This is a genomic window from Mesorhizobium sp. WSM4845, assembly GCF_055811455.1.
This window is the reverse complement of the sequence record NZ_JBVVQA010000007.1, coordinates 1-22,002: the sequence shown is the minus strand read 5'-3', so window position 1 is coordinate 22,002 and position 22,002 is coordinate 1. Positions and strand designations below refer to the sequence as shown.

Annotated in this window: 24 protein-coding genes; 8 read left to right on the top strand and 16 right to left on the bottom strand. The window is 63.9% G+C overall.

Annotated elements, in window-relative coordinates; genetic code table 11:
• The first annotated feature begins 253 nt into the window (after positions 1 to 253).
• From AC0L2C_RS10355 to AC0L2C_RS10345, 3 genes are read left to right on the top strand one after another with little or no spacing between them, the layout of a single operon-like run.
• A complete protein-coding gene (locus AC0L2C_RS10355) occupies positions 254 to 628 on the top strand; it encodes a tetratricopeptide repeat protein (RefSeq protein WP_473523302.1) in 375 nt (124 codons plus the stop codon).
• Positions 591 to 1,268: a hypothetical protein gene (locus tag AC0L2C_RS10350; RefSeq protein ID WP_473523301.1), complete on the top strand. Its 678-nt coding sequence runs from the start codon at positions 591 to 593 to the stop codon at positions 1,266 to 1,268. The genes AC0L2C_RS10355 and AC0L2C_RS10350 overlap by 38 nt, the downstream gene beginning before the upstream one ends.
• Positions 1,235 to 2,044, top strand: a complete 810-nt coding sequence (locus AC0L2C_RS10345) for a hypothetical protein (RefSeq protein ID WP_473523300.1) — start codon at positions 1,235 to 1,237, stop codon at positions 2,042 to 2,044. Before AC0L2C_RS10350 ends, AC0L2C_RS10345 begins: the two co-directional genes overlap by 34 nt.
• Here the strand turns inward: AC0L2C_RS10345 and AC0L2C_RS10340 are convergent.
• Positions 2,019 to 2,426: a tautomerase family protein gene (locus AC0L2C_RS10340; protein ID WP_287120904.1), complete on the bottom strand. Its 408-nt coding sequence runs from the start codon at positions 2,424 to 2,426 to the stop codon at positions 2,019 to 2,021. The two genes, AC0L2C_RS10345 and AC0L2C_RS10340, sit on opposite strands and share 26 nt — an antisense overlap.
• Before the next feature lie 112 nt (positions 2,427 to 2,538).
• On the opposite strand from AC0L2C_RS10340, the gene AC0L2C_RS10335 reads away from it, so the two are divergent.
• A complete protein-coding gene (locus AC0L2C_RS10335) occupies positions 2,539 to 3,396 on the top strand; it encodes a LysR substrate-binding domain-containing protein (protein ID WP_473523299.1) in 858 nt (285 codons plus the stop codon).
• A gap of 168 nt (positions 3,397 to 3,564) precedes the next feature.
• Here the strand turns inward: AC0L2C_RS10335 and AC0L2C_RS10330 are convergent, their stop codons facing one another.
• A complete protein-coding gene (locus tag AC0L2C_RS10330; protein ID WP_473523298.1) occupies positions 3,565 to 4,440 on the bottom strand; it encodes a DMT family transporter in 876 nt (291 codons plus the stop codon).
• A gap of 254 nt (positions 4,441 to 4,694) precedes the next feature.
• Here AC0L2C_RS10330 and AC0L2C_RS10325 point away from each other — a divergent pair, with 254 nt between their 5' ends.
• Both AC0L2C_RS10325 and AC0L2C_RS10320 read left to right on the top strand, forming a co-directional pair.
• Complete coding sequence (locus AC0L2C_RS10325; RefSeq protein WP_287301983.1) at positions 4,695 to 5,729, top strand: MerR family transcriptional regulator; 1,035 nt, start codon at positions 4,695 to 4,697, stop codon at positions 5,727 to 5,729.
• A 143-nt stretch (positions 5,730 to 5,872) separates the two neighbouring features.
• Positions 5,873 to 6,379: an OsmC family protein gene (locus AC0L2C_RS10320; protein WP_287301981.1), complete on the top strand. Its 507-nt coding sequence runs from the start codon at positions 5,873 to 5,875 to the stop codon at positions 6,377 to 6,379.
• A gap of 14 nt (positions 6,380 to 6,393) precedes the next feature.
• On the opposite strand, the gene AC0L2C_RS10315 is transcribed toward AC0L2C_RS10320, so the two are convergent.
• From AC0L2C_RS10315 to AC0L2C_RS10250, 14 genes are all read right to left on the bottom strand, one after another.
• On the bottom strand, positions 6,394 to 6,600 hold the full coding sequence (locus tag AC0L2C_RS10315) for a hypothetical protein (RefSeq protein WP_091590527.1): 207 nt from the start codon (positions 6,598 to 6,600) through the stop codon (positions 6,394 to 6,396).
• Between the two features lie 120 nt (positions 6,601 to 6,720).
• On the bottom strand, positions 6,721 to 7,350 hold the full coding sequence (locus AC0L2C_RS10310; protein ID WP_287301980.1) for a hypothetical protein: 630 nt from the start codon (positions 7,348 to 7,350) through the stop codon (positions 6,721 to 6,723).
• Positions 7,351 to 7,431: 81 nt separating this feature from the next.
• The gene (locus AC0L2C_RS10305) at positions 7,432 to 8,184 is read right to left on the bottom strand and encodes an SDR family NAD(P)-dependent oxidoreductase (protein WP_287301978.1); all 753 of its coding nucleotides are present in this window, start codon (positions 8,182 to 8,184) and stop codon (positions 7,432 to 7,434) included.
• A 57-nt stretch (positions 8,185 to 8,241) separates the two neighbouring features.
• The gene (gene purF / locus AC0L2C_RS10300) at positions 8,242 to 9,711 is read right to left on the bottom strand and encodes an amidophosphoribosyltransferase (protein WP_023800717.1); all 1,470 of its coding nucleotides are present in this window, start codon (positions 9,709 to 9,711) and stop codon (positions 8,242 to 8,244) included.
• A 78-nt stretch (positions 9,712 to 9,789) separates the two neighbouring features.
• Positions 9,790 to 10,458, bottom strand: coding sequence for a CvpA family protein (locus AC0L2C_RS10295; RefSeq protein WP_027152682.1), 669 nt, complete (start codon positions 10,456 to 10,458; stop codon positions 9,790 to 9,792).
• A 27-nt stretch (positions 10,459 to 10,485) separates the two neighbouring features.
• Positions 10,486 to 11,889 (bottom strand): DNA repair protein RadA, encoded by a 1,404-nt coding sequence (gene radA / locus AC0L2C_RS10290; RefSeq protein WP_473523395.1) that lies wholly within the window; start codon positions 11,887 to 11,889, stop codon positions 10,486 to 10,488.
• A gap of 230 nt (positions 11,890 to 12,119) precedes the next feature.
• A complete protein-coding gene (locus AC0L2C_RS10285) occupies positions 12,120 to 13,610 on the bottom strand; it encodes a replicative DNA helicase (protein ID WP_023800713.1) in 1,491 nt (496 codons plus the stop codon).
• A 206-nt stretch (positions 13,611 to 13,816) separates the two neighbouring features.
• Entirely contained in the window at positions 13,817 to 14,785 is a 969-nt protein-coding gene (locus tag AC0L2C_RS10280; RefSeq protein ID WP_473523297.1) for a small ribosomal subunit Rsm22 family protein, read from the bottom strand.
• Positions 14,786 to 14,788: 3 nt separating this feature from the next.
• Complete coding sequence (locus AC0L2C_RS10275; protein ID WP_473523296.1) at positions 14,789 to 15,112, bottom strand: YnfA family protein; 324 nt, start codon at positions 15,110 to 15,112, stop codon at positions 14,789 to 14,791.
• Positions 15,113 to 15,196: 84 nt separating this feature from the next.
• Entirely contained in the window at positions 15,197 to 16,486 is a 1,290-nt protein-coding gene (locus AC0L2C_RS10270; protein ID WP_128172736.1) for an SAM-dependent methyltransferase, read from the bottom strand.
• Positions 16,487 to 16,762: 276 nt separating this feature from the next.
• A complete protein-coding gene (gene rplI / locus AC0L2C_RS10265; protein WP_473523295.1) occupies positions 16,763 to 17,347 on the bottom strand; it encodes a 50S ribosomal protein L9 in 585 nt (194 codons plus the stop codon).
• 267 nt (positions 17,348 to 17,614) lie between these two features.
• On the bottom strand, positions 17,615 to 17,863 hold the full coding sequence (gene rpsR / locus AC0L2C_RS10260; RefSeq protein WP_006203718.1) for a 30S ribosomal protein S18: 249 nt from the start codon (positions 17,861 to 17,863) through the stop codon (positions 17,615 to 17,617).
• Positions 17,863 to 18,345, bottom strand: coding sequence for a 30S ribosomal protein S6 (rpsF, locus tag AC0L2C_RS10255; RefSeq protein ID WP_027152675.1), 483 nt, complete (start codon positions 18,343 to 18,345; stop codon positions 17,863 to 17,865). The genes rpsR and rpsF overlap by 1 nt, the downstream gene beginning before the upstream one ends.
• A gap of 298 nt (positions 18,346 to 18,643) precedes the next feature.
• The gene (locus tag AC0L2C_RS10250; protein WP_473523294.1) at positions 18,644 to 20,569 is read right to left on the bottom strand and encodes an LTA synthase family protein; all 1,926 of its coding nucleotides are present in this window, start codon (positions 20,567 to 20,569) and stop codon (positions 18,644 to 18,646) included.
• 267 nt (positions 20,570 to 20,836) lie between these two features.
• Between AC0L2C_RS10250 and fabD the strand changes: the two genes are divergently transcribed.
• Together fabD and AC0L2C_RS10240 are read left to right on the top strand one after the other, a co-directional pair.
• Entirely contained in the window at positions 20,837 to 21,778 is a 942-nt protein-coding gene (fabD, locus tag AC0L2C_RS10245; protein ID WP_287214301.1) for an ACP S-malonyltransferase, read from the top strand.
• 60 nt (positions 21,779 to 21,838) lie between these two features.
• Positions 21,839 to 22,002 (top strand): SDR family NAD(P)-dependent oxidoreductase (locus AC0L2C_RS10240; RefSeq protein ID WP_473523394.1); only part of this gene is annotated, 164 nt, incomplete at its 3' end.

Sequence of the window (22,002 nt, the reverse complement as noted above, 5' to 3'; positions counted from 1 at the left end):
AATGCAGATGCTGCTCGAACAGCCCACCGCATTCGGCACCACGCCTACATTTGCGAATGGGTGTCCGGTTCGTAGACTATGTTGGATGCTCCGTGAGACAGTCAGATGGGTGCAGATCTTGTCTTCAGAGAAGGCCCTGTTCGGTCGACCGGAACCTCTGCAGGGAGGAAGCGTTCCTCGCCTAACGCTACAACCGCAGGCTATCGCCGGGAGTGGGGCCTACCCTGCCGCTATTTGTCTGTTGGGGGGTGCGATGCACGAGTATTATAACCTCGGTCGATACAGCCGGCCGGTGACGACAAGCTCGTCCGAGGCTCAGGTCTGGTTCGATCGCGGCCTCATCTGGCGTTATGGATTCAACCACGAAGAGGCGGTCAAGTGTTTCCGCAAAGCGGCCGAATGTGATCCCGGCTGCGCCATGGCCCATTGGGGCGTCGCCTATGCCCTCGGCCCCTATTACAACAAGCCGTGGGCCGACTTCAACGAGGAGGACCTTAAGCAGACGCTGGTCGAGGCGCGTCGCGCGACGGAGGAAGCGCTGGCGCTCGCCGATGGTGCGGGGCCGGTGGAGAAGGCGCTGATCCGGGGGGTTGGAGCGTCGCTACCAGTCGGATCACGTGGCGGATAACGAAGACCTGCGCACCTGGAGCGACGCCTATGCGGGGGCAATGCGGAAAGTCTACGCAGCGTTTCCGGACGATGCCGACGTCGCCGCGCTCTTCGCTGAGGCATTGATGGACCGCACGCCCTGGCAGTTGTGGGACCTCGAGAGCGGCGAACCCGCTGAGGGCGCCGATACAGTCGAAGTCGTGGCGGTGCTGGAACAGAGCCTGCGCCTATTGGATAAGCGCGAGGTTGCGCACCCCGGCCTCATCCATCACTACATTCACGCCATGGAGATGTCGCCGCATCCCGAACGGGCACTGCGCCCGGCCGATACCCTTCGCGATCTCGTGCCGGACGCCGGCCATTTGCGGCACATGCCCTCGCACATCGATATTCTCTGCGGTGACTATCACTCAGCGCTAGTCGCCAACGAGCGGGCAATCGAAGCCGACCGCAAGTATCTGGAGCGGGAGGGTCCCTTCAACTTCTATACCTCTCGCGATGTCACGACTATCATTTCAAGCTCTATGCGGCGATGTTCCTCGGCCAGTTCCGTCCCGCCCTGGACGCAGCCAACGAAATGCTTGACACCGTCCCGGAAGCGCTGCTGCGACAGGCAACGCCGCCGATGGCCGACTGGCTGGAAGGCTATTTGCCCATGAAAGCGCACGTGCTGGTGGGGTTCGGCAAATGGCAGGAGATTCTGGACGAACCGCTTCCCGAGGATCCAGATCTCTACCGGGCGACCACGACGGTCTGGCACTATGCTAAGGGCATTGCCCATGCCGCGCTCGGACGAACAGCGGTGGCCGAAGCGGAGCAGCGCCGCTTCGAGGAGGCGTTCGCCCGCGTTCCGGAAGCACGCATGTTCTTCAATTACCGCTACGTTGACATTCTGGCGGTCGCCGCGGAGATGCTTCGAGGCGAGATCGCGTATCGGAAGGACGATCACGAAGCGGCCTTCGCGCATCTCCGCGCCGCAGTGGCGCGGGACGACGGCCTTCCCTATGACGAGCCTTGGGGCTGGATGCAGCCGACACGGCACGCCCTTGGGGTCTTACTCCTCGAGCAGGGGCACGCCCGAGAGCGGCGCAGGTCTATGAGGCGGATCTGGGAATGGATCGTGGCTACAGGCGGATCTCGAGGCACCCCGACAACGTCTGGGGCCTGCACGGCTATGTCGAAGCCCTGCATCGGCTTGGCCAGCACGAAGAGGCCGACGCCATTCAGCCTCGCCTCGATCTGGCGATGTCGCGGGCCGACGTCGAGATTCGTGCGTCGTGCTTTTGCCGTCTCGGCGACGAGTGCTGCGCGTCATGATCAACGCGCCGTTGCGGGTGTTGCCCGTTTCAGCCGTGAGACGAATGCCTGCGCCCTATCTCTCCCCGCAAGGGAACCCAAGGGGGCGTCCTTCACGCCGCTTTCAGCCTCCCGCTGATGAAGCGGAATTCCTGCGTCTTGCCGCCATAGCCATAGGCGGCGGCCGGCACTTCGTGCACGAAGGCGTAGCTTTCTTCGTGCATCTCACCTAGCAAGCGGCCAAAGGCGGCGAAGATCGCCTTGAGATAGGCTTCCAGTTCGAGCTTGGTGTTGGTGCCGTCGACCACCTTGATGTCGAGCCAGAAGGTCTTGGCGCCGTGCTCGGCCAGCGACTTGCCGCCGGCGAACCAGTGCTCGGGGTCATGGTAGGAAATGGCCACCGCCGTGATCGTCGCATCCTTGCGCAAATGGGTGGCGGTCAGTTCGGTCACCTGCCTGGCGATGGCGGCGGACAAAGCGGCATCGGGCTTGCCTGTGACACTGACATTGATGATCGGCATAATTTCTCTCCTCGGGTCACACGGCGTCTCTTCGCCGTCGGAGATCTTTGCCGTCGCTCTTGCGTTATGAATATCGAATTGTTTTCAGGGAAAACTTTGATATTGTCGAATTATGCTCGACCCCGACCTCCTCAAAACCTTTCTCGCCTTCGTCGACAGCGGCTCGCTGGCGCAGGCGGCGTCATTTGTCGGGCGCTCGGCGTCGGCGGTGACCACGCAGATGCAGCGGCTTGAGGATATTGTCGGCGAACCACTTCTGGTGCCGCAGGGAAGAGGGCGCGTCCTGACGCCGGCGGGCGAAGATCTGGTCGGCCACGCACGGCGCATCCTTGCTGTGCATCGGGAGGCGTGGCTGGCCCTCAAGGGCGTGCGAGCCGATGGGCGCGTGGCCATCGGCACGACACAAGATTTCGCCGACAGCGGCCTCCCGGATTTGCTCAGGGCCTTTGCCGCGAGCTATCCGCGCGTCAGGATCGAACTGCGCGTCGGCCGCTCCGCCGAATTGGCCGAGGCGCTGCAAACTGGCATCCTCGATCTGATGGTCGCCATGCGACAGGCTCCGGCGCCGGACGAAATCGGTGTGCTCCGCGAGCCGATGATGTGGCTCTGTTCGCAAAGAGGCTTGGCCACACACCAGGACGAACTGCCGCTGGCGCTGCTCGATCCGCATTGCGGCTTTCGCGAAGCGGCGATCGCGGCACTCGACAGGGCAGGCCGCCGCTACCGCATCGCCGCCGGCAGTGCCAGCCTGGCCGGGCTGCGCACGGCGGTGAATGCCGGGATCGCTCTGACGCTGCGGACGGCGCGGTTTGCCCATTCCGGCATCGTCGAGGCACCGCGCGACCTTGGCCTGCCGCCGGTTCCCACCGCCGAGTTCGCCATCCGGCTGCGCCAGGATGCCGAGCCCCCGGCCCAGGATCTGGCTGCGCTGTTCAGCGGCAACCTTGCCTTGGCAGGCGCACCAAGCTGATTTCGCAAAGAAAAAGCCGACCTTGCGATCGGCTATAGGTTAGACGGGCCGAGGGGTTTGGGGGGACTTGGATGACCCGTCAAACCTAACAATGCCTGAACCTGTTGATGGTTCCATGACCTTGCTAATTTATTTGCACCCGCAAATTTATTCGGCGGCAGATTTTTCTCAGGCAGAGCGCTGCCTGGCCGCTTGCCAGTCGCGCCCGGCATGGGCGAACACCGCGCAGAGCACGATGGCGCCGCCGATCATGCTGGCGGCTGGCGGGACCTCGGCCAGGAACAGGAAGGCGAACAGGATCGCGAACGGTACTTCAGCCGAGCCCAGCAGGCCGGATTCGGCAGCCGGAATGAGCCGCGCGCCCTCCGTCCACAGAATAGAGGCCAGCGCGAACAACGTGCCGAAGGCGACGAGCAACAATGCGTCCCTGGCCGAGACGGCCAATGGATCGGTGACGAACCAACCGAGCACGAACAAAAGGAATGCCGACACCGCCCCGGCCCACACCACCGGCGTGTCGCGGAAAGCCCGCACCATGATCATGTAGAGCGCGCTGCCGATTGTCATCAGCAGCGCCAGCCCGTCGCCGAACAGATGGCCGGTGCCGAAGCCGGACCAGACCATGATCGCCACGCCGCTGAGCGACACGGCGGCGGCGGCAAGCGTCTGCAGCCGGAAGCGCTCACGAACGAGAATGAAGGCAAGCAGCGCGGTGACGAAGGGCGCAGTGGCGTAGATGATCGCAACATTGGCGACGAAGGTGAATTTGAACGCCGAGATGAAGGCGATGCTGGCGAGCGCGCCCTCAATCGCCAACAGCCAGCCGCGCCAGCCGAGGCGCAGGCTTTCACGCCCACCGGATTGGCGGCGGCGCAAAAGCACGTAGAGGCTGATCAGGATCGAGCCGACGAAGCCGCGCCAGCAGGTGATGGTGAGCGGATCGGCATGGATCGACTTGGTCAATACGCCGGTCAGGCCGAACACCGCCGCCGACGCCGAAACCAGGATGATGCCAAGGGTGCGCTCGGCAGCGGAGTCAGGCATGGTTAGGAATCCAGTCATGTCACCAGACTATGCTGCTTTGTCCTGACACCGTACTGTCAGCAGGGTTGCCGTATCCTGCAGCCGCCTTCGGGAATGTTCATTGCAAGTCGATTCATCTCATCAAAGCCGATGTGTCAGTTCGACACGAAGTGACCATCCCGTTCGCACGGCTCCTGCGGACCGCGAACATCCCTGTTGACTCGGCCCCAGGGTCAGCCCCGATAGAAACGCGGTCAACAGCAACGAGGTGATTCATGAACTCTTCCGCCCAGTTCCTGAATGCTTCCGAAGCCGCCGGCCGGCTCGGTGTGTCGGCCAAGGCCCTGCGGCTCTATGAGCAGCGTGGCCTGATCGCTCCGATCCGCACCGCGGCCGGATGGCGGGCCTACGGTCCTGTCGAGATGAGCCGGGGCGCCGAGATCGCGGCCCTGCGCGCGCTTGGCTTCAGCCTGGCCCAAGTGGCGCGGGTGTTGGAGGGTGACTCCCGGGGCATGGAGCCGGCCTTGGCCGCACACCAGGCGGTACTCGAGAGCCGGCTGCGCCAGCTTGTCGGCGTAATAGAGAAGATCGGTAGCCTGCGGGACGACCTCGCTCGAGGCGAAGCGCCAGGCGCCGGGGAACTGGCGCGCCTGCTGGCGCCAGAGGCTACGCTCAGCGTCGCTTTCGACCTTCCCTGGCCTTGGGGAGGCGAGCGGTTCGAACTGGGACAGATCCGACCGCTGAACTACATCATCGGCCCGCTGGGCAGTGGCAAGACCCGGCTGGCTCAGCGCCTGGCCGAGACATTGCCTGACGCCGCCTTCCTTGGCCTGGACCGACTGGCGAATGGCTGTGCGGCGGCTCTGGCTCGCGTGGACGCCGACCCAGCTCTCAGGTCGCAGGTCGATCAGACGCTGGCCTGGCTCGTCGAGGACGGCGCCGTGGTGTCCGACGAAATGATCGCTCTACTCGTCGGATTGGAAGCCGAAGGTCCGGCCATCCTGGTCGTCGACATGATCGAACACGGGCTGGATCAAGCCTCGCAAGAAGCCCTGATTGCCCATTTGCGTCGCCGCGGCCCCGGCGGTCGACCGCTTTTTCTGCTCACGCGCTCCTGCGCGATACTGGACCTGGCGGCTGTCGGCACCGACGAAGCGATCATCCTCTGCCCCGCCAATCACAGCCCGCCAACGTACGTCGCCCGGTACCCCGGCACTCCCGGCTACGAGGCCGTCGCCACCTGCCTGGCCTCACCCGAGGTGCGGGCGCGGACGGACGGCGTCATCGCGTGGCGGCCCCAGGCCGCATGAAAGGGCGCCAGGTCTAACGACGCAGCAATGTCTGGACAGCTTGTCACTCCGATCCAAATGTCGTGAAATCAAGGTTTAGGCCGTACCGGTTCTATTCGAGTATCCTGACGAGCGATAAAGCTGACTGCCGAAAAGGGTTGGACATGGACACCACCGGACTGAAGGCCATGCAGGCGCCGCTCAAGGAGGTTTATCGCGACGACGCATCGCGCGCGCTGATCACGCTTCGGGCCAAGGGCTCGGTCGACGACCAGTCGATCGCCTGCAAGGTCGAGACCGGCAGGGCGCTCGCCGTTGCCGGTCTGCATCCGGCTACCGGCGGTTCCGGGCTCGAACTGTGCTCGGGCGACATGCTGCTGGAGGCGCTGGTCGCTTGCGCTGGCGTAACGCTGAAGGCGGTGGCGACGGCACTGGAGTTCAAGCTCGGCGCCGCCACCGTGGAGGCCGAAGGCGATCTCGATTTTCGCGGCACTTTAGGCGTGGCAAAAGATGCGCCGGTCGGCTTCCGCGCCATCCGGCTGAATTTCGGCCTCGACACCGACGAGCCACAAGAGCGCGTCGACACACTGCTCAAGCTGACCGAACGCTATTGCGTGGTGTTTCAGACCATCAATACCAGGCCGGAACTGACGGTCAGCGCTCAGCGCTGAACGCGCGCCGCCGGCTACTCGCTTTCGCCCTCGTCGGCGAACGGCGAGGCGCTCGGCACGCACTGCACCGACCAGCCGGCCGGCGTTGGCTGCTTCTGATATTCGGTGACGGCGAAGGCGCACTGTTCGCGAGTGTCGAACGTGCTGGGCAGCACCACCATGCCGCCTTGCGGGCCGGCAATCACCAGATACCAGACCAGCGCTACGCTCGGAGCCGCCATGGGATTCCTCGTTTGTTGTGGGAGTCGGGCGATCCTATCAATTCTGGGCAACCGACGAAAGCTCGGCCGGGCGCGGTGGGTCGCCACAGCCGCGTGATGTCCTGCATTTGTTGGGCCGGCTCAGTTTACGGCAAAGCAGTAGAACAGGCCGTCGCCGCCGGTGCTCCTCAGTGCCTCCTGATTGCAGCCGCCGCGTGAAGCGTGCGAGGAATTCCACGATTTGGCGGCGGCCGAATCGTCGAGACCGGTGCGGTCGTGATGGCCCGTCATTGCCGCACCTTCCGCTCCGCTGAGCGTCCAGTCGCCGCAGGTCTGGTCGGCAATTTTCGTGCCGTCGGGCTTGGAGCCGGTCAGCACGTCGTGCCGGTTGGGCTTGTCGCCGCGGCCGTTGACCACTTCGCCCTTTTCGTTGAGCGCCGTCTGCTTGGTGATGGCGTTGGCATCGCTATGCAGCGAAGCGACATCGTCGGCAATCTTGGCGCCCTTGGCGTTGAACCACGGTCCCGTGCCAATGCGATCGCGCGCATCGGTGTCGCTGGTCGAAAGATAGGCGCGCCATGTCTTGCCCGCAACGCCCGCGGCTTCAGCCAGCGAGGCGCAATGCGCATCGGCGCCCGCGAGGCCGCCGAGATCGGCGCCCTTGCCCGAGCCGACGCTGGTGACGAAGAAGCTCATCGTCGCGTCCTGCGAGGATGCGACGCCGATGGCTGCCAGCGATGCAGCGGCGGTGACGAGAAGCAGTCTGCGCATGGTGGTCCTCCGTTTCGGAAAATCTGGCATTCCAATAACGTCGGCGGCGGCGCAATTCTTCCGTCGAAATGCGCGATGCGTCTACTCCGGCTGCCGGTAGGCAACAAAGCGGTTGTGCTTGGCCTGGAAGATCAGCCCGGTTTCCGTAAGCGCAGGGCTGGCCAGCGGCACGATGCGTTTGGCGATCTCCTGGGGATGCGGCAGCGTCTCCGGATCCTCGCCGGGCACCGCCTGCGCCCGCATGGCGGTGCGGGTGGCGCCGGGATCGGCGGCATTGACCCTGAGGGCCAGGTTTTCCGTCTCATGCGCCCAGGAACGCATCATCGTCTCGACTGCCGCCTTCGACGCCGCGTAGGGCGCCCAGAAGGCCCGCGCCGAATGGGCGGCATTGGAGGAAAGCACGATGGCACGGCCTGCGTCGGAGAGCCTGAGCAACGGGTCGACCGAGCGGATCAGCCGCCATGTCGAGGTAACGTTGATGGTCATAACTTTCTCGAAAGTCTTGGCCTCGACATGGCCGATCGGGGAGATGACGCCGAGCACCGCCGCGTTGGCGACCAGGATGTCGAGCTTGCCCCATCGCTCATGGATGGCGCCGCCCAGCCGGTCGATGCCGGCCATGTCGGCGAGGTCGAGCGGCACCAGCGTCGCCTGTCCGCCCGCCGCCTTGATCTGGTCGTCGAGTTCCTCCAGTCCGCCGACAGTGCGGGCAACCGCGATGACATGCGCTCCAGCGGCGGCAAGTTCCAGGGCGATGAAGTAGCCGATGCCGCGCGAGGCGCCGGTGACGACCGCGACGCGGCCGGACAGGTCGAGGCTAGTGGCAGGGATCATGCGAGGGCCTCCGTGAGCAGGCGTGAAACTCGGAAGGCAATTGGTGTTCCGGCAATCTTACGCCCCGCCCGCCGCCAGCAGCGACAGCGTGCGCACATTGTCCGAACCTTCGAAATCGGCAAGTCGGGTCGGATATTGCCCGGTGAAACAGGCGTCGCAGAATTGCGGCTGCTCATTGTCGCGGCCGGCCTCGCCGACGGCGCGGTAGAGCCCGTCGATCGACAGGAAACCGAGCGAATCGACGCGGATGAACTCGGCCATCTCTTCCACCGACATGCGTGACGCCAGCAGCTTCGACTTCTCCGGCGTATCGACGCCGTAGAAACAGGAAGCGCGCGTCGGCGGCGAGGCGATGCGCATGTGCACTTCCTTGGCGCCGGCATCGCGCACCATTTGCACGATCTTCTGGCTGGTGGTGCCGCGCACGATCGAGTCGTCGACCAGCACCACGCGCTTGCCTTCGATCATGCGGCGGTTGGCGTTGTGCTTGAGCTTGACACCCATGTGGCGGATCGAATCGCCGGGCTGGATGAAGGTACGGCCGACATAGTGATTGCGGATGATGCCGAGCTCGAACGGGATGCCCGCGGCTTGCGAAAAGCCGATCGCCGCCGGAGTGCCGCTGTCCGGCACCGGCACCACGATATCGGCCTCGACCGGGCTTTCGAGCGCCAGCTCGGCGCCGATGCGCTTGCGCACCTCGTAGACGTTGCGGCCCTCGACCGACGAATCCGGACGCGCGAAATAAACATACTCGAAGATGCAGAAGCGGGTCTTCTGCGGCTCGAACGGAAACAGGCTCTCGATGCCCTTGGCGGTGACGACGACCATCTCGCCGGGCTTCAGGTCGCGTACGAAACGCGCGCCGATGATGTCGAGCGCGCAGGTTTCGGAAGCCAGGATCCAGGCGCCGTCGAGATCGCCGAGCACCAGCGGCCGGATGCCGAGCGGATCGCGGCAGCCGATCATCTTCTTTGAAGTCATCGCCACCAGCGAGAAGGCACCTTCGACCTGGCGCACCGCATCGATGAAGCGCGAGTTGAGATCGCGTTCCCTGCTGGTGGCGACCAGATGCAGCAGTGTCTCGGTGTCGGAGGTCGACGAGAAGATCGCGCCCTGTTTCTGAAGCGCGCGCTGCACCGTCATGGCGTTGGTGAGGTTGCCGTTGTGGGCGACGGCGAAGCCGCCATCGGCGAGTTCGGCGAAAAACGGCTGGATGTTGCGCTGGCCGGCGCCGCCGGTGGTGGCGTAGCGGGTGTGGCCGATGGCGCGGTTGCCTTGCAGGCTGTCGATGACGCGCTGTTTGGTGAACGTATCGCCGATCAGGCCGACATGATGTTCGACATGGAACTGGGTGCCGTCATAGGAAACGATACCGGCCGCTTCCTGGCCGCGGTGCTGCAATGCATGCAGGCCGAGCGTGACGATAGCCGCAGCGTCCTGCCGGCCAAAAATACCGAACACACCGCATTCGTCATGGAAATGATCGTCAGCCTCGGCGGAAAGCACGTCGTCTGCGTCTGCCATCTTCAGCTCCGCTAAAGTCGCTATATAGTGTGATGACGGCTCGAGAGCAACGTAGAGTTTGCGGCCTTCACATGATCGTCAGTTTGCAGGCGCCGGATTGGCCGGTGCATTGTCAGCCGGTGGTGCGTCGGTCTCGCTGCCGTCGGGCGCCGGAGCATCGTCGCCGGTTGCCGGTGCGTCCGCCGCGGGTGCATCCGCTGCCGGAGGTGTCTCGGTGCCGGTCTCGGGTGCCGGCTGATTCGGATTGAGCCTGTTGAGGATCGCGTTTTCCGGATCCTCGGGCAGCAGGCTTTCGAGCTTGGCGCCGATCGATTCGAGCAGCGGCCTTGACTTGGCATCGGCGACCCAGCCCGGAGCCTTGGGGCCGGCCAGCCAGTTGAAGAACAGCAGGGCCACCGCGACGACCAGGATGCCGCGCGCCGCGCCATAGAGGAAACCAAGCGTGCGGTCGAGCGCGCCGACCCTGGAATCGATGATCCAGTCGGCGAGCTTCATGGTGATGATGGAGACGACGATCAGCGCGACGATGAAGACGATGCCGGCGGCCACCACCATGGCAATCTTCTCATTGTCGACATAGGGCTGAACGTAAGGCAGGACCGGTTGATAGAAAAAGAACGCTGCCGCGGCCGCCGCTATCCAGGAGATGACGGAAAGGACCTCGCGCGAAAAGCCGCGAACCATGGCGAGCATCGCCGAGACCAAGGTGAAGCCGACGAGAATTCCGTCAAGCAGCGTAATCGGCATGTCTTTTGCCCCACTTCATGAGCCGCGTCATTCTTGCTCGTCGGCGCGGCTGCGCCGTGAGCCGGCTATGCGCGCCACGAGATCGGCAAGCTCGGTGGGCTGGAAAGCGCCGGCCCCTATCCCCCCGGCAAGTTCCTCGCTGCCCAAGGGCAGAACCGCGCTTCCAAAACCCAGCTTTTCGGCTTCCTTCAGGCGCTGCTGCGCGTGCGCAACCGGCCTCACGGCGCCCGAAAGGCTGATTTCGCCGAAATAGACGCAATCGGCGGGAAGGGCAAGACCGGTGAGCGAGGAAACCAGTGCGGCCGCAACCGCCAGATCGGCGGCCGGTTCCGAGATACGGTAGCCGCCGGCGACGTTGAGATAGACGTCATGCGTGCCAAAGCGGACTCCGCAATGGGCTTCGAGAACGGCGAGGATCATCGACAGCCGGGCACCGTCCCAGCCGACGACGGCGCGACGCGGCGTGCCCAGCGACGACGGCGCCACCAGCGCCTGGATCTCGACCAGCACCGGCCTGGTACCCTCCATGCCGGCGAAAACCGCGGCGCCCGGCGCTTTCGCATGGCGTTCGCCGAGAAAAAGCTCGGATGGATTGGCGACCTCGCGCAGGCCCATATCAGACATTTCGAACACGCCGATCTCGTCGGTCGGTCCGAAGCGGTTCTTCACCGTGCGCAGGATGCGGTAGTGGTGGCCGCCTTCGCCCTCGAAATAAAGCACCGCGTCGACCATATGCTCGACGACGCGCGGCCCGGCGATCTGGCCTTCCTTGGTAACGTGGCCGACGAGCACGATCGCCGCGCCTGTGGATTTGGCATAGCGGATCATCGCCTGGGCCGCGGCACGCACCTGGGTGACGGTGCCGGGCGCCGAATCGGCCATGTCGGTCCACAAGGTCTGGATCGAATCGAGGATCACCAGGTCCGGCCGCTTGCCGTCGGTGATGGTGGCGAGGATGTCCTCGACATTGGTTTCGGCGGCAAGCTCCACCGGAGTATCGGCGACGCCGAGCCGCTGCGCACGCAGCCTGATCTGGGCAACCGCCTCTTCGCCCGAGACGTAGACGATGCGGTGGCCCTTGGACGCCAGTGCTGCGGCGGCCTGGGTCAACAGCGTCGACTTGCCGATGCCGGGATCGCCGCCGACCAGCAGGGCCGAGCCGCGCACGAAACCGCCGCCGGTGGCGCGGTCGAGCTCGCCGATGCCGGAAACGATGCGCGGCGCGTCCTCGATGTCGCCGGACAAAGTTGTGAGCACCACCGCGCGCCCCTTGCGCGCATTGCGGGTGTTGGCCGGCCCCGACCCGATGCCGCCGGACGTGCCTTCCTCGACCAGCGTGTTCCACTCGCCGCAGGCATCGCATTTGCCAGCCCAGCGCTGATGCACCGAACCGCAATTCTGGCAGATGAACTGGACGCGGGACTTGGCCATCAGGCTGACGACGCTCCAAAGCGGCCGGAGGCTGGTGATCCTTCCCACCCCCCTCTGTCCTGCCGGACATCTCCCCCGCAAGGGGGGAGATTGGATGTCGCCATCGCTTTGGCCAATCGCTGACGTTGCAGGAAGAGCGACGCCGGCAAAGCTGCCGATCTCCCCCCTTGCGGGGGAGATGGCCGGCAGGCCAGAGGGGGGTGGGAAGGAGCGCGGCGGGAAGTCAAAAGCTACTCAAACCTCTCCGCAATATGATGCTCCTCGGCGAGGTCGGAGAAGCGGGTGAACTCGCCCTGGAAGGCGAGGCTGACCGAGCCGGTCGGTCCATGGCGCTGCTTGGCGACGATGACTTCGGCCTTGCCGCGCATCTCGTTCATCTCGTGTTCCCACTTGATGTATTCGTCGGTGCCAGGCTTCGGCTCGCGGTTCTTCAGGTAGTATTCCTCGCGGTAGACGAACATCACCACGTCGGCATCCTGCTCGATCGAACCCGATTCGCGCAGGTCCGAGAGCTGCGGGCGCTTGTCATCGCGACTTTCGACCTGACGCGACAGCTGCGACAGCGCGATGATCGGCACGGCCAGCTCCTTGGCCAGCGCCTTCAGGCCGGTGGTGATCTCGGTGATCTCCTGCACGCGGTTCTGCGAGGATTTGGCGCTCGACCCTTGCATCAGCTGGATATAGTCGATGACGATGACGTCGAGGCCGCGCTGGCGCTTCAGCCGCCGCGCCCGCGCCGAGAGCTGAGCGATCGAGATGCCGCCGGTCTGGTCGATGAACAGCGGGATCTTCTGCATCGTCTGCGAACAGGCGACCAGCTTTTCGAAATCCATTTCGCTGATCTCGCCGCGGCGGATTTTCGACGACGGGATTTCGGTCTGTTCGGAAATGATGCGGGTGGCGAGCTGTTCCGACGACATTTCGAGCGAGAAGAAGCCGACGACGCCGCCATTTGCCGCCTTGAACGAACCGTCGGCCTGTTGCGCCGGCACATAGGCTTCGGCGATGTTGAAGGCCATGTTGGTGGCAAGCGAGGTCTTGCCCATGCCCGGGCGGCCGGCGATGATGATCAGGTCGGACGGCTGCAGGCCGCCCATGCGGCGGTCGAGGTCGCGCAGGCCCGTGGCGACGCCCGACAGATGCCCGTCGCGCATATAGGCGGCGTTGGCCATGTCGACAGCGGTCTTGACCGCGTCGGTGAAGCTCTCGAAGCCGCCATCGTAGCGGCCGGTCTCGGCCAGTTCGAACAGGCGCCGCTCGGCATCCTCGATCTGCTCGGATGGCGACATGTCGACCGGCGCGTCGTAGGCGATGTTGACCATGTCTTCGCCGACGGTGATCAGGGCGCGGCGCGTGGCGAGGTCATAGATGGCGCGGCCGTAGTCGGCGGCATTGACGACGGTGACCGCCTCGACGGCCAGCCGTACCACATATTGCGCAACCGTCATGTCGCCGACCCTCTCGTCGGCCGGCAGAAAGGTCTTCAGCGTGATCGGCGTCGCTATCTTGCCCATACGAATGAGCTCGGCGGCGACCTCAAAGATCTTTCTGTGCAGCGGCTCGTAAAAATGGCCGGATTTCAGGAAATCCGACACGCGGTAGAAGGCGTCGTTGTTGACGAGGATGGCGCCGAGCAGCGCCTGCTCGGCTTCGATGTTGTTCGGTGCCTCGCGATAGAGCGGTGTTTCCGCCACGCCGAATTTTCGTGCTGCCTCTGCCATAACGTCCCCGATTTCGATGCCGGTCTCTCGATATCAGAACGGGATAGGTCGGTGATGACTTATCTGCATCAGTCTTCATTCAATCAGCTTCGGTGCCCGCGATTCACAGCCAAGATTTTTCGGTGGAAAGAATCTCGATTGACTCGAATCAAGACGGCGAGCCTAGCCGTTCTCGGGCGAGAACAAAACAGGAAAATAGCTGCCAATCACTCAGGCAGCGCGTCGCCCCAGTCGAGCCGCCGCATTGTCTTGAACATCTTGCCGTCGCGCTTGGTGAACAGTTTCTCGTCCGCACCGCCGTCCCTTTCGCAAAGTTTCAGCAGGACCTTGCCCGAGCCTGATTTCGGTGGTGCGATCACACGCGCCTGCGGCGGGGCAACAGCGTGGCGGGAGGCGGCGACATAGATGAATTTCTCGTCCTCCCATGGCACGTCGGCGTCCTTAGCCAGCCGGTGCAGGCGCGAACGCGCGACGCGGCGCGAAAAATGGCACCAGTCGGGCGGCGCGAGCGGGCAGGGTGACTTATGCGGGCAAGGCGCAAGCACGTGCGCACCCGCCTCGATCAGCTGCCGGCGCACGGCAAGGATGCGCTGCCATCCGGCCGGCGTGCCCGGCTCGACGACCAGCAGCGTGTCATCGGTCAGGTGCCAGAGCCGGTCGATCAGTTTTGGCAGCGACACCGGTCCGATCTCGTCCAGCACATAGGCGCAGGTGACCAGCTCGGCCGGCTTGAGATCGGCGAGATCGAGGCTGACATCGCCGGCCAGCCAGGCGACCCTGGCCGTCATCGCCTCAGCGGCAAGCGCCGCGCCGACCCGGCGCACCGCGGCGCTCGCCTCGATCAGCACCGCCTGCTCGAGGTCGGGCCAGAGATCGAGCGCAGCCCAAAGCACGGTGCCGGGGCCGGCGCCGACGTCGAGCAGGGTTTTGGGTGCATGATCGGGCTTTGCCTCGCTGACCGCATCGAGACTGGCACGGACAGCGGCATAGGTCGCCGGCAGCCGCGTCGCCAGATAGGCCTTGACCGCGATCTCCTCGGCCAAATGCAGGCGGCCGTCGCGCAGTTCGGCGCGATAGCGGTCCGACAGCGTTTTTGCCGCTTGCTTCAGCGTCGGCAGCGGCACTTTTTCGAGGAGGCGCTCGACGCCCCGTCGAAGCGGGATAGGCAGTTCCATAGATCAGGCACCCCGAGGTGCGAGCAGGATCACCGAGGCGCCAACGATGCAGAGCGCGGAACCGGCAAGGTCCCAGCGGTCGGGGCGCACGCCTTCCACCAGCCACAGCCATCCGAGCGAGGCGAAGATGTAGATGCCGCCATAGGCGGCATAGGCGCGGCCCGCAGCACTGATGTCTACCAGCGCCAGCAGGAAGCCGAACAAAGCGAGCGAGACCAGGCCTGGCGCCAGCCACAGCAGCGACTTTTCCAGCCGCCACCACGCCCAGATCGAAAAGCAGCTGGCAATCTCGGCAAGGGCAGCAACGATGTAGATGAGATAGGTCATGAAAAAAGTCTCGCGGCGACGGCGAGACCTTTTTCAGCGTGTGGGCCGGCAATGGCAAGCGGCAATGGCGTGATCGCCGGCGGTCTATTCCATATCCGCCACTTTGCGGCGCCGGGCGGGCTTGGCGGCAGGGGCTTTTGGACGATGCCCCATGTCGCGCAGCTGCAACGCCTTCTCGCATTTGGCCATATAATCACGAGACATCGGCAGCGTGTCGTTCTTCTTGGCGATCTGGATTTGGAAGACCACCAGATCCTGCCAGCGGAAAGCGGCTTCCGAGGCTGCCAGATAGAACTCCCACATGCGGCAAAACCGTTCGTCATAGATCGCCTTGGCCTTGTCGCGGTTGGCGGCAAAGCGCTGGCTCCAATGTCTCAGCGTCTCGGCATAATGTAGCCGCAGGACTTCGATGTCGGTGACGATGAGGCCCGACTTTTCGATCGCCGGCATCACTTCCGAGAGCGAGGGGACGTAGCCGCCCGGGAAAATGTATTTGCGGATGAAGGCGCTGGTTGCCCACGGCGCGCCGGAGCGGCCGATCGTGTGCAGCAGCATGACGCCGTCCGGCTTCAAGAGCGTCGCCGATTTGTCGAAGAAGGTGCGGTAGTGGTTGACGCCGACATGCTCGAACATGCCGACCGAGACGACGCGGTCGAAGCGCTCGTTGAGCTCGCGGTAATCCCTCACTTCGAAATGCACGCGGTTCTCCAGGCCTTGCGCATGGGCGCGGTCGGTGGCGACGCCATGCTGCTCTGTCGACAACGTCACACCTTGCACTTCGACGTCGAAGGACTTGGCGAGATAGAGACCGAGCCCACCCCAGCCGGAGCCGATGTCGAGCACCGTCTGGCCGGCCTTCAGCCTGAGCTTGGCGGCAATATGGCGCTTCTTGGCTGCCTGCGCCTCGTCGAGCGTCATGTCAGGCTGCTCGAAATAGGCGCAGGAATACTGCATGTCGTCGTCGAGGAAGAGTCTGTAGAGGTCGCCTGACAGATCATAGTGGCGCTGCACGTTGCGGCGCGCGCGCGCCGCCGTGTTGATCTGCTGCAGGCGGCGGAAAGCGTGACGCAGGCCTTCTATCGCCTTCGACCAGGTGGCATCGATGCCGCCGCTATCCATGTTCTGGAAGGCGATGCGCATCACCCCCAGCACGCCGCCCTCGAGTATGTCGAGCTCACCGTCCATATAGGCTTCCGGCACCGCCAGCATCGGATCGAAGCTGATGGCGCGCTCGGCATGCGTGGTCTTGATGTGCATGTGCACCAGATCGCCGCTGCCGTCACCGAAAGTCACGGAGAGGCCTTTCGGTCCGGTGACCTTGAGATTGCCGGTGCGCACCAGGCGGTCGAGAATGCGTTTCAGCAGAATATTCATGAACAAATGTCCCCTCTCGGTCAGACACGCTGTCTCGGCGCATGACCCGACAATCGAAATCGATTTCGGAAAGGATCATGCGCCGAACCAAAGTCTGCAGCGTCCTTTGCGCGTCCAAACGACGCGCGGCGCTATAGTCTGCATCAAGATATAGGGGGTCGAAAAGTTCCGTTTGGCACAAAAAAGCCCGGGCGAGGCGCCCGGGCGTTGGTCCAGAAATGACTGGAAGCCGACGAAACGTTTTAAAGCGCCGCCCTGACGCCTTGTGACGTGCAATCAGCCGTTGTCTTCGCCGCCTTCGAACTCGGCATTGGGATCGAAGAAGTTGTCCGGGCGCGCATTGTCGTTGATGTCGTCGCCATAGATGGCTTCGGCTGTGGTCAGCGTCTCGCCCTTGGCCTGGCGCTCGGCTTCGTCGGCCGTGCGGGCGATGTTGAGCGTGATGGTGACCTCGACTTCCGGATGCAGCGCGATCGCCACATTGGTCAGGCCGATGGCCTTGATCGGCTGGTTGAGCAGGATCTGGTTGCGGTTGACCGAGAAACCTTCCGCCGTCAGCAACTCGGCAATGTCGCGGGTCGACACCGAGCCGTAGAGCTGGCCGGTTTCGCCGGCCGAACGCACGGCGATGAAGCTCTTGCCGTCCAGCTTCTCCGAAACCTGCATGGCCTCGGACTTGCGCTCGAGGTTGCGGGCTTCGAGCTGGGCGCGCTGGCCTTCGAATTTCTTCTTGTTGGCTTCGTTGGCGCGCAGCGCCTTGCCCTGCGGCAGCAGGAAGTTGCGGGCGAATCCATCCTTGACCTTGACGGTATCGCCCATCTGGCCGAGGCGGGAAACGCGTTCGAGAAGAATGACTTCCATGGTTTTGTTCCTTCGTTTGGGCGCCAAATCACTGGCATCGACGCCGAATTGACTGGAACAGGTCAGGAAGCTGAGGGCGTCGCCGCCGATGTCGCTGTCCTGCCTGTCGCGGCAGTTAGAGGTCTTCACCCCAACCCGGGATTTGATGGCAACCCCGCGGCGCCCGTCGCCGTGGGAAAAGCGGGCGGCGAACCGCCCGCTGGCTAGACCATGATCCCGAAAAGTGGAAACCGGTTTTCGGATAAGATCATGGTCAACTGATCAGTGTTAGCGAACCACGTAGGGCAGCAGGCCGAGGAAGCGGGCGCGCTTGATCGCCTTGGCGAGTTCGCGCTGCTTCTTCTGGCTGACGGCGGTGATGCGCGACGGCACGATCTTGCCGCGTTCGGAAATATAGCGCTGCAGCAGACGTACGTCCTTGTAGTCGATCTTGGGCGCGTTGGCGCCGGAGAACGGGCAGGTCTTGCGGCGGCGATGAAACGGGCGCCGGGTCGGGATCTGGTTGATGTCGACCATTATTCTGCACCCCCTTCAACAGCTTCGCGCGGACGGCGCGGGCCACGGTCTGCACCATCGCCACCGAAGCTGCGCGGCGGGCGATCGCCGCGATCGCGGTCGCCGAACGAGCGTGGGCCACGGTCACGGTCGCCGAAGCCGCCGCGTTCCGAGCGCTCTTCGCGCTTCTGCATCATCGCAGACGGGCCTTCCTCATGCGCATCGACCTTGATGGTGAGGAAACGCAGCACATCCTCCGACAGGCCCATCTGGCGTTCCATCTCGTTGAGCGCGGCCGGCGGGCAGGTGATGTCCATCAGCGTATAGTATGCCTTCCGGTTCTTGTTGACCCGGTAGGTGAGGGACTTCAGTCCCCAGTTCTCGACCCGGCCGACGGACCCGCCATTCGCGGAGATGACGCCCTTGTACTGTTCGACAAGCGCATCGACCTGCTGCTGCGAGAGGTCCTGCCGGGCAAGAAACACATGTTCGTAAAGAGCCATATTGTTCTTTGCCTTTCTTCGTTTCTCTCCCGGTCCCGGCGGCAAAAGCCTCTGCAACTTCTCTGACCCGGCGATCCCTGGCAGGGCGGGGAAGAAAGGAGCATGACGAGACGGTCGAGAGCGGAGACACGGGAGGCGGAAGCGCTTCTGGCTCCACACGAAGGTTTCGAAAAACCTCCGGCCCTCCGTTCAGCCCCCAGCAAGGACCGGCAGATTGCGGGCGTCTATACAGGAATTTGGCCGCAAGACAAGGGCGAGCCGAAAAACCGCCGCGCTCAGGACGACATGTCGCGCATCTTCAGCTTGTATGCGGGACCCGCTTGTTCACCGTCTCCGGGAAGAAATCGGGCGCTGCACGGCGCTTGCCGAACATCATGTCGTATTGCAGCAGACGGAAATCGCGAATCGCCGGGTCGATTTGCTTCTTGCGCGCCCAGTCGGGCGTGTCCTCGCCCGTCGGCGTCAATAACAAATTGCGGTCGACGACGCTGTAGCGCTCGCGCATCTGGCCGAGGAAGCCGGTGTAATAGGGGTGGCTGATCCCGGCCGTGGTCAGGACATGGTAGGGCAGAAAAGCTGGACTGACAGTTCCCATGTCCGCGACCGGACCGGTGCGGTTGGACCATACGATCAGCGGTGTTCGGTGATGCAGCAGCATCTGGTCGGGCGGCTCCTTGCGTGGCGCGACGTTATCTTTGAGGAAGCCGGTCTCGACATAGACCGGACCGAGCGGCGGCAGATGGTCGCCGAAGAAGGCGATGACCGTCGGTCGCCGCCGGTTCTTCGCCCATTCGATGAGGCGCTCGAGGCTCTTGTCGGCGTCGGATGCGCCTTCCGTGAAGCTCAGCAGCGAATCCTTTGCCCACTGGCTGGTCGGAGCCTGCACCTTGTGGGTCGGATTGTAATAGCGATTCGGTTCATAGGGTCCGTGGTTTTGCAGGCTGACGGCGAAGTAGAAGAACGGATCGTCCGTGGCGTCGGCTTCGCGGATGATCTCGTCGGTCATCGCCGCGTCCGACGTCAGCGGCCCGCGCTTTTCGAGATATGGCATGTTTTCTTCGGACTTGAAGTCATCGAAGCCGAAATCGGCATAGACCGGCGTTCGGTTCCAGAACCAGCTTGTACCCGGATGGATGGCGCGTGTCTCATAGCCCTGGCTTTTCAGGAACGTCGCCATCGACGGCACCGGCGCGCGGACATATTGCTGGTAGGGGATGCTGCCGGCCGGCAGGAAGGCGTTGGAAAAGCCGGTCAGCGCCTCGAACTCGACATTGGCGGTCATGCCGCCGAATTCGGGCGAGAACACGTGGCCGGAGCGCAGCGCCCGCACGTTGGGAATCGGATCGGGCGTGATGGTGACGCCGGGCAGTTCGGTCGGATCCCAGAAGGATTCGCTCATGACGATGATGATGTCTGGCTTCTCGGCTGGCACCGATGCCTTCACATCAGGTCTTTCGATCGCCGCGATCGCCTTGTCGGAGTAGCCGGCAGGCGCGGGGACATGGGCCATCGGCACGTTGAGGGCGAAGGCCAGTGCGAAGCCGTTGGAGGCGTAATTTTCCTTCTGGTCCCACATGATCGGGATGATTTGCAGCCGGTCGCGGGTCCACGAGAACGTCGCGTAATCCATGATCGACACGAAGAAGGCGAGCAGCGGCACGGTCAGCGTCAGCCGGGCCAGGCGTCCCTTGCGACCGAGCGCCGGTACGCGGCGGCGCCACAGCCGCCAGCCATAAACGAGCAGCGAGAGGCTGCCGACGGTGCCGACCGCCAGAGCGATGGCGGTTCCCGGACGTTCGCGCACCAGCAGCGGCATCAGCGCCACGATCTGACGTGAATAGAGGAAATCGGTCGGATAGAGCGGATCGCCGAGATAGAGCGATTTCTGGTGGCCGACAAAGGCCAGCGCCAGCGTCAGCGGCGCGACGATCATCAGGCTCTGGTGGCTGCGGCCGAGCACGGCATCGAGGCCGATCAGGATCAGCGCGAAGATGATGATGGTGGTCCAGCCCGGCTTGAAGGGCTGCAGGAAGAAGCCGACGGTGCCGGCAAAGTCGCCGCGCACGATCAGTTCGATGGCAAAAACCAGGATGGTGGCGGCGAGAAGGCTGACGAGGCCATAGCGGATAACGGGCCATTTCCGGCCCGGCAGATAGCCGGTGGCCGGATCGCCTTCTAGAAACTGTGGCGCGGATTTGCCAACGCCTTTCTTAATCCTTGCCACCTTACAATTCCCCCGACCACACACAAAAGTGTCATTCAGCTGTCATCGATATGTCACGAAAAGCTAGCGTCTGTGGCTGAAATAAGAAGAGCCAGCAAACGAATCGTGAGCGATTTTCATCATGAGTGATCGAAAAAAAGCCTTTTGGAACAGGTACTCGGCCAGCGATACCGAGCCGGAGCGGCGCGGGTCGGGGTGCTAGCGGACTTGACTTGTCCGCCCGCCTTGCGTCACAGGCAGGAAAAATCAGCCGCTTGGGAGGCACGCATGGCCGTCGCATTCACCTTTCCGGGACAGGGCAGCCAGGCTGTCGGCATGGGCAAGGACCTCGCCGACGCCTTTCCGGAATCGCGGAAGATCTTCGAAGAGGTCGACGACGCGCTCGGCGAAAACCTGTCGAAGCTGATCTGGGAAGGGCCGGAAGAGAGGCTGACGCTGACCACCAATGCCCAGCCGGCGCTGATGGCTGTGTCGCTCGCCGCGATCCGGGCGCTGGAATCGCGCGGCCTCTCGCTGAAGCACAAGGTCGCCTATGTCGCCGGCCATTCGCTCGGCGAATATTCGGCACTTGCCGCCGCCGGTTTCGTTTCGGTCGCCGATGCCGCCCGGCTCTTGCGTATCCGCGGCAATGCCATGCAGGCGGCTGTGCCGGCCGGCGAGGGCGCCATGGCGGCGATCATCGGGCTGGAACAGGCCGATGTCGAAGCCGCCTGCGCTGAAGCGGCCAAAGATTCGATTTGCCAGATCGCCAACGACAATGGCGGTGGCCAACTGGTGATCTCCGGCGCCAGGGCGGCCGTCGAGCAGGCGGCGAAGCTGTGCACGGAAAAGGGCGCCAAGCGGGTGCTGATGCTGCAGGTCTCGGCGCCCTTCCATTCGGCGCTGATGGCACCGGCGGCCGAGGTCATGCGCGAGGCGCTGGCCGGCGTGACGAAGAACGCGCCGTTCGTACCCGTGGTTTCCAACGTGTCGGTCACGCCGTCCAGCGATCCGGATGCGATCGCCCACCGCCTGGTCGAACAGGTGACGGGGCGCGTGCGCTGGCGCGAAACGGTGGAATGGTTTGGCGCCAACGGCATTGCGACGCTGTACGAGGTGGGTGCCGGCAAGGTGCTGTCGGGACTGGCGCGGCGCATCAACCGCGACATCGCCACCGGCGCGGTCGGCACGCCGGCCGATGTCGAGGCGGCGCTGGCGGCGTTAGGGTGAACCACGCGTTTAGAGGTAGCCGAACTCACCCGGCTTGTACGATTGAGAAGAGGATAAGACATGTTTGAATTGACCGGCCGCAAGGCGCTCGTCACAGGCGCATCGGGAGGCATCGGCGAGGCGATCGCCAGGGTGCTGCATGCGCAGGGCGCTGTCGTCGGCCTGCACGGCACCCGCGTCGAGAAGCTGGAAACGCTGGCGGCCGAGCTCGGCGACCGGGTCAA

Excerpts from the sequence above, each read along its gene's own strand:
- AC0L2C_RS10355 (WP_473523302.1), top strand. The coding sequence starts at position 254 with ATGCACGAGTATTATAACCTCGGTCGATACAGCCGGCCGGTGACGACA.
- AC0L2C_RS10345 (WP_473523300.1), top strand. The coding sequence starts at position 1,235 with ATGGCCGACTGGCTGGAAGGCTATTTGCCCATGAAAGCGCACGTGCTG.
- AC0L2C_RS10340 (WP_287120904.1), bottom strand. The coding sequence starts at position 2,426 with ATGCCGATCATCAATGTCAGTGTCACAGGCAAGCCCGATGCCGCTTTG.
- AC0L2C_RS10335 (WP_473523299.1), top strand. The coding sequence starts at position 2,539 with ATGCTCGACCCCGACCTCCTCAAAACCTTTCTCGCCTTCGTCGACAGC.
- AC0L2C_RS10330 (WP_473523298.1), bottom strand. The coding sequence starts at position 4,440 with ATGCCTGACTCCGCTGCCGAGCGCACCCTTGGCATCATCCTGGTTTCG.
- AC0L2C_RS10325 (WP_287301983.1), top strand. The coding sequence starts at position 4,695 with ATGAACTCTTCCGCCCAGTTCCTGAATGCTTCCGAAGCCGCCGGCCGG.
- AC0L2C_RS10320 (WP_287301981.1), top strand. The coding sequence starts at position 5,873 with ATGGACACCACCGGACTGAAGGCCATGCAGGCGCCGCTCAAGGAGGTT.
- AC0L2C_RS10315 (WP_091590527.1), bottom strand. The coding sequence starts at position 6,600 with ATGGCGGCTCCGAGCGTAGCGCTGGTCTGGTATCTGGTGATTGCCGGC.
- AC0L2C_RS10310 (WP_287301980.1), bottom strand. The coding sequence starts at position 7,350 with ATGCGCAGACTGCTTCTCGTCACCGCCGCTGCATCGCTGGCAGCCATC.
- AC0L2C_RS10305 (WP_287301978.1), bottom strand. The coding sequence starts at position 8,184 with ATGATCCCTGCCACTAGCCTCGACCTGTCCGGCCGCGTCGCGGTCGTC.
- purF (WP_023800717.1), bottom strand. The coding sequence starts at position 9,711 with ATGGCAGACGCAGACGACGTGCTTTCCGCCGAGGCTGACGATCATTTC.
- AC0L2C_RS10295 (WP_027152682.1), bottom strand. The coding sequence starts at position 10,458 with ATGCCGATTACGCTGCTTGACGGAATTCTCGTCGGCTTCACCTTGGTC.
- radA (WP_473523395.1), bottom strand. The coding sequence starts at position 11,889 with ATGGCCAAGTCCCGCGTCCAGTTCATCTGCCAGAATTGCGGTTCGGTG.
- AC0L2C_RS10285 (WP_023800713.1), bottom strand. The coding sequence starts at position 13,610 with ATGGCAGAGGCAGCACGAAAATTCGGCGTGGCGGAAACACCGCTCTAT.
- AC0L2C_RS10280 (WP_473523297.1), bottom strand. The coding sequence starts at position 14,785 with ATGGAACTGCCTATCCCGCTTCGACGGGGCGTCGAGCGCCTCCTCGAA.
- AC0L2C_RS10275 (WP_473523296.1), bottom strand. The coding sequence starts at position 15,112 with ATGACCTATCTCATCTACATCGTTGCTGCCCTTGCCGAGATTGCCAGC.
- AC0L2C_RS10270 (WP_128172736.1), bottom strand. The coding sequence starts at position 16,486 with ATGAATATTCTGCTGAAACGCATTCTCGACCGCCTGGTGCGCACCGGC.
- rplI (WP_473523295.1), bottom strand. The coding sequence starts at position 17,347 with ATGGAAGTCATTCTTCTCGAACGCGTTTCCCGCCTCGGCCAGATGGGC.
- rpsR (WP_006203718.1), bottom strand. The coding sequence starts at position 17,863 with ATGGTCGACATCAACCAGATCCCGACCCGGCGCCCGTTTCATCGCCGC.
- rpsF (WP_027152675.1), bottom strand. The coding sequence starts at position 18,345 with ATGGCTCTTTACGAACATGTGTTTCTTGCCCGGCAGGACCTCTCGCAG.
- fabD (WP_287214301.1), top strand. The coding sequence starts at position 20,837 with ATGGCCGTCGCATTCACCTTTCCGGGACAGGGCAGCCAGGCTGTCGGC.